The 12,934-nt window shown below is 67.8% G+C and carries 10 protein-coding genes; 1 reads left to right on the forward strand and 9 read right to left on the reverse strand.

Going from position 1 to position 12,934, the window contains the following annotated elements; all coding sequences use genetic code 11:
* The first annotated feature begins 56 nt into the window (after positions 1 to 56).
* The gene (locus tag G6N53_RS00030; protein WP_237166269.1) at positions 57 to 3,032 is read left to right on the forward strand and encodes a DEAD/DEAH box helicase; all 2,976 of its coding nucleotides are present in this window, start codon (positions 57 to 59) and stop codon (positions 3,030 to 3,032) included.
* Positions 3,033 to 3,042: 10 nt separating this feature from the next.
* Here G6N53_RS00030 and G6N53_RS00035 read toward each other — a convergent pair whose 3' ends face one another.
* From G6N53_RS00035 to G6N53_RS00075, 9 genes are read right to left on the reverse strand one after another with little or no spacing between them, the layout of a single operon-like run.
* Positions 3,043 to 3,354 (reverse strand): transcriptional regulator, encoded by a 312-nt coding sequence (locus tag G6N53_RS00035; RefSeq protein ID WP_041321927.1) that lies wholly within the window; start codon positions 3,352 to 3,354, stop codon positions 3,043 to 3,045.
* Positions 3,351 to 5,132 carry a type VII secretion AAA-ATPase EccA gene (eccA, locus tag G6N53_RS00040; protein WP_163886424.1) on the reverse strand — a complete coding sequence of 594 codons (1,782 nt, stop codon included), beginning with the start codon at positions 5,130 to 5,132 and terminating at the stop codon, positions 3,351 to 3,353. Before eccA ends, G6N53_RS00035 begins: the two co-directional genes overlap by 4 nt.
* A gap of 24 nt (positions 5,133 to 5,156) precedes the next feature.
* A complete protein-coding gene (locus G6N53_RS00045; RefSeq protein WP_163886425.1) occupies positions 5,157 to 7,184 on the reverse strand; it encodes a hypothetical protein in 2,028 nt (675 codons plus the stop codon).
* Positions 7,181 to 9,769 (reverse strand): ATP-binding protein, encoded by a 2,589-nt coding sequence (locus tag G6N53_RS00050; protein WP_163886426.1) that lies wholly within the window; start codon positions 9,767 to 9,769, stop codon positions 7,181 to 7,183. The genes G6N53_RS00045 and G6N53_RS00050 overlap by 4 nt, the downstream gene beginning before the upstream one ends.
* Before the next feature lie 13 nt (positions 9,770 to 9,782).
* On the reverse strand, positions 9,783 to 10,130 hold the full coding sequence (locus tag G6N53_RS00055; protein WP_011767720.1) for a hypothetical protein: 348 nt from the start codon (positions 10,128 to 10,130) through the stop codon (positions 9,783 to 9,785).
* 4 nt (positions 10,131 to 10,134) lie between these two features.
* Positions 10,135 to 10,425, reverse strand: a complete 291-nt coding sequence (locus G6N53_RS00060; protein ID WP_011767719.1) for a hypothetical protein — start codon at positions 10,423 to 10,425, stop codon at positions 10,135 to 10,137.
* 26 nt (positions 10,426 to 10,451) lie between these two features.
* Positions 10,452 to 11,366 carry a conjugal transfer protein gene (locus G6N53_RS00065; RefSeq protein WP_115329167.1) on the reverse strand — a complete coding sequence of 305 codons (915 nt, stop codon included), beginning with the start codon at positions 11,364 to 11,366 and terminating at the stop codon, positions 10,452 to 10,454.
* 14 nt (positions 11,367 to 11,380) lie between these two features.
* Complete coding sequence (locus G6N53_RS00070; protein WP_115329166.1) at positions 11,381 to 12,499, reverse strand: discoidin domain-containing protein; 1,119 nt, start codon at positions 12,497 to 12,499, stop codon at positions 11,381 to 11,383.
* On the reverse strand, positions 12,492 to 12,848 hold the full coding sequence (locus tag G6N53_RS00075; RefSeq protein WP_083741715.1) for a hypothetical protein: 357 nt from the start codon (positions 12,846 to 12,848) through the stop codon (positions 12,492 to 12,494). The genes G6N53_RS00070 and G6N53_RS00075 overlap by 8 nt, the downstream gene beginning before the upstream one ends.
* Between the last annotated feature and the right edge of the window lie 86 nt (positions 12,849 to 12,934).

A 12,934-nucleotide genomic window follows, 5' to 3' on the forward strand; every position in this document is an offset into this window, starting at 1 on the left:
GCGCCGGATACGCTCTGATACGACTGAGCCACTCTCCCCGATCCGGCAGGTAGCTGTTGCTGACCCTTCGCGACTATCAGCGCGCCGCCGTCGACGCCGTCACCCCCGACGAGCACCGGGCGCTTCTAGTGTCGGGCTGCGGTACCGGCAAGACTCTCATGGCGGTGCACGCCGTGGCCAAGCTGCTCGCCGGCGCCCCCGGCACGGTCCTGCTGACCTTTCCCACCCTCGGCCTACTGGAGCAGACCTATCAGGTGTGGCGCGGCGAGGCACCAATGCCGTTCTCCGCGCTGGCGGTGTGCTCCCAGCAGATCAGCGACCCCGAAGACATCGCCGACGACGAGCTATCAATACCCAGCACCACCTCCGCTGAACAGTTGGCTCACTGGCTGGCCGACACCGCAGGTGTGCGCGTAGTTTTCGCCACCTACCAATCGGCGGCGGTCCTGGTCGAGGCCCACCGCGCGTTCAGTGCAGCGGCCTGGACAGTCATGGTGTGCGACGAGGCCCACCGCACCGCCGGGCGGCGCGGCAAACCGTTCGCCGTCGTGCTCGACGATCACAAGATCCCGGCCGCGCACCGCCTTTTTTTCACCGCCACCCCCAAAGTGCACGCCCGCGGTTCCTCGCCGAGCCGCAGCAGCGCCAGGCCGCGCAGGAACGCGGTCGCCTCCATGGACAACCAAGACCTCTACGGGCGGCGCGTGTTCTCACTGCCCACCCGCGACGCGATCCAGCGCGGCATCCTCAGCCCGTTCAAGGTGGCTGTCATTGCCGTTACCGACTCGGCAGTGGCCTCCGCCCTCAAAGATGTCCGCCTGATCAGCCTCGCCGCCGGCGAAGACGGCAGCGCCCGCGCTGACCATGTAGCCGCCGCCATCGCTTTGACCCAAGCGGCCGACGACTACCAGCTCTCCAGCGTCCTGGCCTTCCACAACACGATCGCCGCCAGCCGCGACTTCGCCGCCACCTTCGCCCGCACCCACGCGCTGCTGCGTGCCCGCGGCCTCGTCTCTGACGGACGAGAAGCCCACATCACCCACATCGACGGAGGCTCCCCCCTGCGGGAGCGCAAGGCCGCGGCCGAAGACACCCTCGGCCAGCACCGGCCCGATCAATGGAACATCGTCACCAACGCGCGCTGCATCACCGAGGGAATCGACATTCCCGCCCTGGACGCGGTGTTCTTCGCCGAGCCGCGGTCCTCCGACATCGACGTCGCCCAAGCCGTCGGACGCGCCATCCGCAAGAACCCCAACCACGACCGTCCCGCGCTGATCGTGCTGGCGCTGACGGTGGACGACAGCCTCGACGCCGAAACCGTCATCGACATCAGCCAATTCAAGAAAGCGCGGCAAGTGCTGCTCGCGCTGCAAAGCCACGATCCCAGCATCGGCGCCGATCTCACCCGGCTCTGGGGCACCCTGGGCGAGACCGGCCCCGGTGACAGCGACTCCGTGCACACCGACCTCGTCGACATCCTCATCCCCACCGACCTGCCCTCGGAGCTGGCTGAGCAGTTCCTGCGCGCCTTCAGCGTGCACACCGTCGACACCTTGACCCAGCAGTGGGAAGACAACTTCGCCGCGCTGGCCGCCTATGCCGCCGCGCACGGTCACGCCAGCCCGCCGCAGCAGTACACAACTGCTGACGGGCGCCCCCTGGGGCAATGGGTATCCGGACAGCGACGTGCCCACGGTCACGGCCGGATGCTCCCGCAGCGCATCGAGCGACTCGAAGGGTTGCCCGGATGGGCGTGGAACGTCGTCGACGCACGCTGGGAGACGAGCTTCGCTGCGTTGGCCGCCTACGCCGACGCCCACGGGCACTCCTACCCGCCGCGCACCGCGAATCTTCGCCTCAACCAATGGGTGATCGGGCTGCGCCGGCCCGGGCAGCGGCAGCGGCTGCGCGAGGACCAACGTAAACGCCTGGAAGATCTACCCGGCTGGAGCTGGGCTCACCGACAAACCCGTCAGTGGGAGAGCTACTTCGAGGAGCTCGCCGCGTACGCGGCCGCACACGGTCACGCCAGCCCGCCGATCGGCTACGTGACCGACGCCGGAGTTGAACTGGGCCAGTGGGTGCACGATCTACGGCGACCGTCGCGACGGGCGAAGCTTGCCCGTGCCCGGTGCCGGCGTCTGGAGGCGCTGCCGGGTTGGTCCTGGGAGTATCGGGCCCGACCCACGTGGGAGGCCGCGTTCGATGCGCTGGCCGCCTACGCCGCGGAGCACGGGCACACCAACCCGCCGGGCGGCGAGCAGACCGACGATGGTCGGTCCTTGGCGTCGTGGGTGACCGCGCAGCGTCAGGCACGCAGCAAGGGCAAGCTCAGCGCGGAGCGCTGCCGGCGTCTGGAGGCGCTGCCGGGCTGGTCGTGGAACCTCGCCGAAGCCCGATGGGAGGAAAACTTCGCCGCGCTGGCGGCCTTTGCCGCCACACACCGCAGCTGCGATCCCCCGCCCGACTACGTGTCATCGACCGGTGCCAGCATTGCCGACTGGATACGGGGAGTGCGCCGCGCCGCCCGCGCGGGCAGTCTGTCCACAGAGCGTCTGAAGCGGTTGCAGTCGTTGCCGGGTTGGTCGCCGGAGGCGCGGCGATTCGACGCCGCCTGGGACGAGAACTATGACCAGCTCGTCGCCTACGCCGACGAACACGGCCACGCCGCACCGGGCCAGCACTACCGCACCGCATCCGGGATGGCGTTGGGGCACTGGGTCTCCAACCAACGTGCGGCGTACCGGACCGGGAGGATGGCTCGGGACTTCCCCGACCGCATCGGCCGCCTGGAAGCCCTGCCCGGGTGGGCATGGAACACCTTTGATGCTCAGTGGGACAGGGGGTTTCGCGAACTGCAGGCGTACTGCGCTGAACACGGAGCGGCCACCCCGGGAAGCAAGCTCGTCACCGAGTCAGGTCACGGGTTGGGGCACTGGGTCAGCGACCAACGCAAAAAGCGCCGCGCCGGTCAGCTCAGCGAGGAGCGGTGCCGCCGCTTAGAAACGCTGGCCGGCTGGAGTTGGTGATCGCGGCGCCTCAGTCGGTGGTGTCGGGAAGAAAATAGCGGGGCGAAACACCAAACACCTTTGCCACGCAATACACTTCGTCGACACGCGGTGCCCGCTCGCCGTGGTAGAGGCGGTACCACTGGGTGCGGGAGGTCTTGAACTCCGGGCAGTGATCCCGGATCAGCTTGTAGACCGTAAGCGGCTTCGTCGTGCGGGTGCGGCCGGTATTGAGCATCCGAACCCGAGGATTGTCCTCGATAAGCGCGGCCAGCTGCTCGGAGAAGAAAGACGCGGCAATATGAGGCTTCGATGCCTGCGCCGGGCCAGTATGGGCAGTCATGTCGCCGGCGCGGCGCTGATATCGCCGCTCTGCGAGGAGGCCAGGGCGCGGGCCATATCATCGGTGTTGACCACCAGCAGCGACGGATCAGCGGCGGCCAAGGCGGCCAATTCCTCCGGAGTGTTACTGCTGAGTCGCCGGGCGCGCTCCCGTTTGCAGGCAACGACCACCTTGCGGGCGTAGCGGCCGTTGCCGGCGATATCGAGCGCGGTGCCGGCGTCGGTCGGTGTGGCGCGCAAGCGGGTGGCCTCGGCGTGCAGCATGGGCCACGCCTCCTCGGCAATTGCGATCTTCTCCTTACCCGCGATGTGGCGCCCGATCGCCACGATTTCATCGGCGGTGTAGCTGGTGAAGGTCAGGGTGAAGTTAAACCGAGACGCCAGGCCCGGATTGGCGGCCAGGAAGCGGCGCATCTCTTTGGGATAGCCAGCGACGATGACGACCAGCCGGTCGCGGAAGTCCTCCATGTATTTCAGCAGCGTGTTGATGGCGTCCTTGCCGAAGCTGTGGCCCTCAGTCTCCGGCACCAGCCGGTAGGCCTCGTCGATGAACAACACCCCGCCCAACGCCTCTTCGCAGACCTCTTTCATCCGCTGCGCGGTCTGAGAGACGTAACCGACGACAAGGTCCTCCTCGGTAACTTCCATGACCTCGGGGCGCTGAATCTTGCCCAAGCCGAACAGGATCTCGGCAACAATGCGGGCGAACGTGGTTTTCGCCGTCCCGGGCGGACCTTCCAAGACCATGTGGTTCTCACCGGTCGACGACGTTTCATCGCCCTGAGCGGCCATCAGCTGATCAATCTGAATTTCGGTGCGCCACACCGCGATCTGCTCTTTGGGGCCCTCCAGTCCAATCAGTTCGTCGAGGCGGCGCTTGGCGTTGGCCAGTACTTCCTTCTGCTCTTCGGCCAATGCGGCCGCGTCGCGCTGGGCGCGGCTGGTCTCGGTGGCCGGGTCCCACTTGTCGGTGCGGGTGGCGATGGTTTCGGGATCGGTGACCACAAGGCGGTAGCTGGGGTCGTCGATGGCCTGCTGGGCCGCGGGCAACAACTGCCCCTCCACTGCGGCGGCGCGGAACGCCGCCAGCGCAGCGTCGGGGTCGCCAAGTTCACGCAGGCACCAGCCGCGGGTGAGCGCCACATCGGCGCTGACGTAGGGGTTGTCGGTGTGGATCTTGTCAGCGGTGTCGAGTGCGGTTTGGAACTGTCCCAGGCTGGCGGAGGCCGCCGCCGTCAGCGCCGCGACCGCGGCGCTGACAGGTTCCAGGACATAGGTTGCCTCCGGCGGCGGGGACACCGCCGTGGCGGCGAGCAGATCCGGCCAACGCCGGGTGCGGTAGTGCAGTGTGGCGGTGATGAATTGACGCCATTGGGCGGCTTGGGTGTCCTCGGTGATGGACGGGTGGTCGAGCAGTGACGCGGCTTGGGCGTACTGTTCGGCGCGGATGAGTGCTGAGGCGTAGGCCAGAGCCAACGTGGCCCGTGACCACACCGGAAGCGTCAGGTATAGCGGTGCCACGATCACGGCGTGCAGTTCGCCGGCCTTGAGACCGATGCGGCGGGTTTCGCGGTAGAGCGCCCGGGAGTTCTCGTGCGCGCCGGCCAGGGTGTCGAGTTCCTGGTCTCCGCACGCCAGGCGACCCAGCCAGGCGTCCGACATGGCGGGGTTGTCGGCGGTGACGCGGGTAAAGATGCCCAGTGCGGTGGCGCGGTCCCCGGAGCGGTAGCTGTCCATCGCGGCGTCGAACGCGCGGCGCTGTTCGGTCGGCGAGGTCATGGGTGGCGCTTCTCCCCTGCTTGGCTACGTGTTGGTGATGGGATTGACGGTAGTCGGTGGCCCGGAGGAAGGTCCTGGCTCGTCGTCGGGTGGTGGAAACTCCTCGTCGTCGTGCGGCGGCTCCGGGGGTGGTGGAACCTCGTCGAGGTACCGCGCCTCGGGGAGGTCGGACATCGCAGGCAGAGATGTCGCTGCCCCGCCGAGCCCTCCCGGGGCCTCGCCGGGCAGCTCAAAGGTCGCTGACGGAGACCCGCTGGGAGCCGGGGCAGAGTGGCGGTTGGCCGGGGCTGTGGCGCGGGCGTTGTCGAAGCCGCTGAGCATGCCCTGGATTCCCCCGCCCGCCGCCGGCGGCGCTGACAGTGCCGGCTCCCCACCGCCCGCCGGGGCGGGGTGTGCTGCGCCGCCAGGGTCGATACCGCCGGCCGGGGGTTGCTGTGCGCCGGACGCGGAGCCGCCTTCGCCGCCCGAGCTTGCCCCGTTGCCGCCGGTGGGCACCGGTTCAAAACCTGGCTGAGGTCCGCCGTGGACTTGGCGGGCGTCGGCGGCCTGGGCGTCGAGCTGGTCCCACGGGGTGGTATCGCCGCGGCTGCGCAGTCGCGATCCCAGTCCCTTGGCCCCGGCCGCGGCGGCACCGCCGACGCCGCCGATCGCGGCGTGCATCCCCATGCCAAGGGCGACACTGCCGGCCTGCCGGAACAGGCCGGGTCCGGGGCGTTCGGCCGACAGGTCGGCGCGGATGTAGCGCAGCAGCATCATCGCCGCGACCGAGACTGCGCCCATCATCAGCACGTGCGCGAACGGGTTGTTGCCGCCCAGTTGTGCGGGGAGCCGGCCGGCGACGATTGACTCCACCGCCAGGCCCATGACGCTGACGAAGATGATGTAGACCAGGACCTCGATGGCGTGGCGGAAGAACTGCCACACCACAGCGGTAGCGCGACGCTGGGGGGCACCGGGGATGGCTCCCAGCCACAGCGTCGGCAGCAGGATCACCGTTGTGTAGATCGCCTTGACCGACACCTTGAGCACTGCCCAGCCCGAGAGCACCATGAAGGCCCCCAGCAGCAGCGCAACCACAACGAACACCAGGCCGACCCAGATGTTGGTGCCGTCGAGGTGCTGGGCGTAGGACACTGCAGCGGTGTTGCCGCAGGACTGCATGGCACGGATCGGTCCATCGGGTGCACCGCGATTGACGGCCGCCGACCAGGCGGCGCCGCATCCACCCACCCGATCGACGACCTGACCGAAGTTCCACAGCTGCAACGGTTCTCGCACGGTGTGGGTGATGAGGCTGGCGGTCAGCGCGTCGACCTGCCCGCCCGAGCCGACACCGTCGAAGGTGCCGTTATGGCCCGGAGTGGCGGCCTGTGCGACGCTGAACCCGACCCGGCGGGCGAACTCGAGGAGCCCGCCTTCGCCATACATCAGCCCGGCCGGGTTGGCGAAGATCGCGATCGACAGCGCCGGCATGGTCAACGCAATGAGGATCATCGTCCAGCCCCGACCGGCTTCGCCGCGGTGAATGGTGACCACTCCGGCGAACACCCCGATTGGGATCGCGATCGCCAACAGGCCCAACTGCGTGGTGACGGTGATGACCGCGTTGGTGACTGCGCGGGCGATCTCGCCGATGACGGTGAGCCAGTAGGTGCTCACCGTCATCTTCATCAGCCACAGTGCCAACGCGATGATGCCGATGAACAGCCCCGCCTCGGCGGTGAGGATGCTGGCCGAGGTGACGTTGAACGCCATCGTTTCCATGGCGTGCAGCGTCCAGGCCATCCAGCTATCGGGTGTCCAGCCGATGTCGGGGCCGGCCTGGGTGATCTGCTCGCGAATGGTGGGCAGGCTCAGGTAGTAGTTGCCCAGCGGCACCCCGTAGGTGTCTTTGAGGCCGGTCCAGTTGAGCACCATCGCGTTGGTCGACGCGCTGGCCGTCGGCGCGGTGACGGTCGCGAGCAGTGCCAGCGTGTGCAGGACGCCCAGCACCAGTAGCGGACGGCCCGACCGCGGGTGGGTCAGATACCAGTAGTGCAGGCGTGCGGTCATGATCGCTGCGTGGCCTGGCTGCGTTGCCGAGCTCGGTGGGGGTTGGTGTCGAAGCGGGCGGCCAGTGCTGCGGTCGGGGCTGCAAACAGCGCCACCTTGCCGAAGCCACCGAACTCGTCGAGGAACCACGCTTCGCCCTCGCGGCCGGGGATCACCTTTCCGTAGCGGTCATCGATCGCATCGTCGCCGTGGTCGACCAGCTGCACGGGGCTGGTGTTGTTGACGTAGTTGGCCAGCAGCTCCGGGTGGCGGTCCAGGTCGCGGTCACACCACTGCAAGGTTGCTTTGGCGATGTCAGATCGCTTGAACCCCAGGCACAGTCGCTGATCTATGAACTCGTCCTCCAGCACGGCGAAGTCTTTGATCGGCTGCTGGCTGATACCGCAGAACCCCGTCCAGGCCTTACGGCCCTGGCGGATGATCGTGTTCGCGCACTTCTGTCCGCCCGGAGAGTTGGTCCACGCTGCGCACTCCTCGACGACCAACATGTCGGGCTGATCGGGGCGGCCGAAAAAGATCGACTGCGCCACTTCGGCGCCCAGCCCGTAGAGCGCTTGGGCGGCGCGCTGGCCAGGGGTGGTCTGCTGATGCAGGTGGGCCTGGTATTCCTCGGTGACCGTGGGCAGCTTGAGTCCGGCGAAATTCCAGATCACGCATTGGGTGGTGGCGATGTCGGGAACGGGCAGAGACTCATCAAACAGTGGCCGCAGCAGGCGTTGGGCGGCCAGGCCCTCCAACCCGATGAGCAGATCTTCGTCGGCGTCGGTGCGCCGCGCTGTGGGCATGTCGCGGAGATATCTGATCAGCTGCGCGGTGCTGCCGATGCCGTTGGCCTCGCGTGACTCCGGGGCCAGCAGCCCCCACAGCCGCTGAGCGCCCCGGCTCAATGGCGACAATCCCAATTGCGGTAGCAAATGGTCGATGGTTCGTTCTGCGGCTTCTTTATAAGGAAAAACCCGCAATCCATCGAGACTGAAATTCATGCGACTGACATCAATGACGACTTTATCGTCGAAATCGGCCAACGCTGTTTCGTGTTCGCGGGCGTCGGTGGGATCGAATAAATGCAGACCGGCGCCGAGTTTGAGCCACGAGCGGCTCAAATTCTTCGTCGCATGCGATTTGCCGCGGCCCGGGGAGCCGCAGATCACCAGATTCGCCGGATTCTCGCGGGCCGGCGCGTTGAGGACATCGAGGAGAACGACGTCGCGCAGCCCCGGGCTGGTCAGGTTCATCCCCAAAGGGACGCCGGTGTTGTTTCCGAGCTTGCTCGCCAGCAGCGGGACGAACGGCGCAAACCGCTTGGTGGTGGTCGGGTTGCGGAACTCGTCGAGGGCGGCGCGGCGCTCCCCGCCCGGGGTGAACGCCCGCCACAATGTGGGCTGGCTGCCGCGCCACCGTTTCGAGCCGATGTTCTGGCCGCGGTAGGTGCGGGCGACGTCGGCGACGGCCCGGTTCACCGTATCCGGGTCACCGGCGGCCGCAGCGATGACGATGGCGGCGTTCACACCGCGCTCGGCGCTACCGCGTTTGAGTTCTGAGGCCAGCTCCCGCCCGGAGGCCAGCTTGCGCAGCAGCTCGTCGGAACTCGATGCGTGGCGGCCGCGCTGGCGGTACTGGTCGCGAATGTTGACGATGACGTTCTCTGCGGTCGACACGGCCACATCCGCACTGGTGAAGGTGATGTTGATCGTCCAGTCCAAGACCGTGGTCGGTGTCGTGAGGTCATCGAGAACCTTGAACAGTGTCGAGCGCGGCCAGGCAATTCCGTTGTCGGGGAAGCTGTCTAAGGGCAGCAGCGCTTGATAGGAGTCCGCAACACCATCGGTGCGATCCCGGAAGGTACGTACGAACACGTCGGCGTCGGTGCGGGCCGCCCGCCAGCGGCGGGCGCGCAGCTGAGCCGCACCTGGGTCCAGGTGGACCGGGGTGAACGCCGACCCCGGCAGGGTGGCGTCGGGATTGAACGGTTGTGTCGGCAGCGGCGCATCCCAGGCGCCGCGGCTGGCGATGTAGTTCCAATGCCACCAGATCTGTTCCACCGTGGCCGGTTTGGGAAAGAACACCGCAGGCAGCGCGGCGACCATCTGGGCGGCCAGGTCACGGTAGTAGGCGATGGAGGAGTCGGTGTCCTTGTCACGGCCGAGTGCGGCGTCGACCATGCGCCGCCACGTGCCGCTGGGAGTGCGCCCGGCCAGCCCGTAATCCAGGGGCAGGCTCAGCCAGTAGATACGGCGGCGAGCGCGGTGCCCGGCGATGGTGGGTTCCCAGCTGCGGCAGTGCTGCACCCAGGGCCGCGCCGCCTCGGACACGCCCTCGGGGGCGGCCGCGCCGGGGCGCAAATCGGGGTGGCTGTACAGCATTTTGCGGACGGTGGCGCGCGGGGCCACCGGGACCGTCAGGCCACTGATCGAAGATCCTGACGGCAGCGCACGCCACAGCTCGGCGTGCTCGGCAGCCACCCGGTCCTGCCACTCTTCGGAGAGGAAGATGAACGGCTGTCCGGAGAGCAGATAGTCGGCGTAGACCCCGTGCGGGGTCAGCCGCAGGTTGCCGATCGCGCGCAGCGGGGCGGGCACAGACATGGCAGGACCCTTCTTAACGGGGAGGGCGGTGCGATGAGATGACCTGCGGGCGCAGGTTTTCCCACCACCAGTGGGCGCGGGTGCGCAGCGACGGGCGGGTGGCGGGCAGCTTCGACAGCAGCCACACCGCAGCCACCGTGATCACCACGCCGAGGATGAGGATGCGGAACGCACTGGCCCCGTTGGTGATGTTGGCCGTCACCAGCGAACCGGTCACCACGAAGCCCAGCACCGCGGCGATAGCGTCGGGGGCGCGCCATTTCTCCTTGAACGGCAGCGTGAATCCGTCACCGGAGTCGCCCAGATGGATGGGCAGCGAGCGTTGATCGGAGTAGATCTTGGCCGAGGTGTCGTTGCCCATGCGCTCAGCGATCCCACACGCTGTCGACGCGGACCGGGTTGCGGATGCCGGAGTCCTCGGCTTCCTGGGTGAGCGCGGAGGCGATGCCGACCGAGAGCCCGATGAGGACCGCGAACACGATGGCACCGATTTCGGCGGTGATGGCCGCCCCGGAGCCTTCTTTGAGCTTGCGGATGGCCGATCCGGCGCCGATGACCAGTGCGGCGAGTGCCAAGAAGCCCAGCACCGCCAGGCCGAGCTTGTTGCCGGCCTCAAAAAGGCCTGACGCCGCGAGTAATTCGGTATTCTCTGCCATATTCGTCTCGCCTTTCTTGAGGTGCGTTAGCTATGTGGTTTGGCTACCGGATCGGCTTCTGATTGACCGCCGACCTGTGGCACTAAGTCTATGGCCGCCACCATCCAGGTCCCGCCGCTATTTTCCAGCGTCAGCGGGTACACCAGATTCACTGTGGCAAACTGCGAGGTTTGGGCGACGACTGTGGCCCGCACATGCAATTGCTCTCCCGGCGCCGGCGCTTCGGGCACGCTGCGACTGGTGGCCGCTGAGGAGACCACCGCGCTTTGGTAGCCGCCGATCGGGCGCAGGGGGGCACCGGCAACCACGTAGCGATCCAGGCCGTTGGTGGCGGTGAGGTAGGTGCGGATGAATCCGGCCACCACGGCGAACACCGGGCTTTCGGGTCCTAGAGCGTTGCGGTAGTCGAGCGCGAAATCCGCGCCCGGGCCGGGATCGTTGATCTGGGCCGGGAAGTCCAGAGCGCGTGGCTGACGGTTCCACAGCGACACCGGCACCTGGTAGAAGGTGCGGGTCGGTTGGGCCGAGGCGTAGGGGCGTTCGTTGACCGAGATGACCGCGGTATAGAGCTCGGTGTCATCGAGGGTGCCCATCCGCAGCACCGGGCCCACCTGGGGCGCGGTGATCACCGCAGCCGGCGTCGAGGGCAGCGCCAGTCCCTGCTCGGGCAGGGTGATGAAGCGCGCCAAGCTGTCGCGCTGATTCACCGTCGCCGTGCGCCAGGCCACCACGAAGTCCGAGGCGAACGCGCCGACAACGCTTTGTTGGTTGCGTTCACGCTGAGCGATCCCGATGAAGTCAGGGCGATCGGGGGCGAAGAACACCTTGCAGCCCGCGGCGGCGCCGAAGACCGCGGCGGCGACCAGGGCGATGACACCGGCCCGATGGGCGCCACCGCGCCATCGGCGGAGACGCCCTTGCCAGGTTTTCGACAGTGCCACAGTGGTCTCTTTTCTTAGGGCTGGTAACCGAGAAACTTCAATGCGCTCATCGCGAACGTGTTGTCCACGGGGTCGCTGCCGTTGTCGGGCACGGTCAGATCCGGATACGGCTCAGGGTTCTGCGGTGTTTCCGACAGCGGCCCGCCACCCTCGCCGAGCAGCGATTCCACCAGCCCCGGCTGCGCCTCAGGCAGGGCAGCGGGATCGGTGGCCGGCGGCAACGGTGAGGCAGGTGGGCGGGAGGTCTGCAAGACCACCACATTGACCCGGGAGGCCAAGACCCGTCGCGGCAGCGCGGCGGTGACCGGGCCGTGGGCGTTCCCGGTGTCCTGAGTGAAGATGTCAGAGACCACGTTGCCGTTGAGGAAGATGTATTGCAGCCGCGTCACCACCCGATGCTGGAGCCATCGGTCCTGTCCCCCAGGCGTTTTCGCCACCCATCCCGGCGTGACCTCGACACCGGAGACCATGTAGCTCTTGCCGAAGTCGACAGTGAGGACCTTGCCTTCGAGGGCTTCATCACGTGAGCCGCGGGCGCACACCCACGCCGAATCGGTGGCGGTGTCGGTCAGCGACTGCGCTGAGGTTGACCCGGCTGCACACGGGGCGCTGGCGGTGAAGGGAATGGACTGATCCTGAGGGACGGTCGGGGCGGCGGAGGTAGGAACCGGCTGCGGCTGGGCCACGGGCGCGGCCGCAGCCGCACTGTCCTGACGGGGCGCGGCAGGTGCATCGGTGTCGCTGAAGGTGACCAGCGCGGCGACGATGGCGCTCACCGCCACGACCAGCCCCACCCCCAGCGCCACGGCAGTGCGTTTGGCGCCCGCGTCGGCGCGGGCCACCCCGGATTCGTCGCGCTCGGCGGTCAAGGCTGCTGCGGTGTCGAGATGCACGGGCGGCGCCTCGTCAGCGATCCCGGCGCCGGACTGCAGCCGCGGATCGGTAGGAGCCTCGGCCGAATCGTCGTACTGCTCAGCTTCGGGCTCATGCTCAGGCTCGGGCTCGGGTTGGGCGGCGTCGAGGTCGGCCACGCCTGGCTGCATCGTCGCGGCGGTGGGCACCGCGGCCGGGTCGGGCCCGCCCATCAGTTCATCGACCCAGCTCTCATCGGTGATGATCGGGGTATCAGCCACGGTGCTCGCCCTCCACGTCGGCGTCGATCACGGTGGGCGGAGGCCGCCACGCCACCGGCGCGGGCCCCATCCACACCGGCAACAGCACCCACCCGCCGGGGGCCTGCGGCGCCCATCCCACCGGTCGTGGCGGTGCGGTGACAGCGGGGGTCACCCGCCGGGCCGGCGGCAGCGCCGGCATCAGCGGCGGGGGCGGACGCCGACGAGCCTGCACAGCCTTGGCGACGACCACCGCCACGGCGAGTAGCACCAGAAGCGGGGCGAGTTTGATCACGAGCTGCACCACGGCGAGAACGGCGACCGCCGCGAGGGCGGCCAGGACGGCAAACAGGGCCAGAAGAATCTTCATGCGGGCAACCTAACGTCGGCATATGACATATATCGGGGGTGAAAATTCGCTGGCCGACTTTGCCAATCGGGTGCGGTAAGTTGGAA

The organism is Mycolicibacterium hippocampi, from assembly GCF_010723735.1.
GTDB classification, from domain to species: Bacteria; Actinomycetota; Actinomycetes; order Mycobacteriales; family Mycobacteriaceae; genus Mycobacterium; species Mycobacterium hippocampi.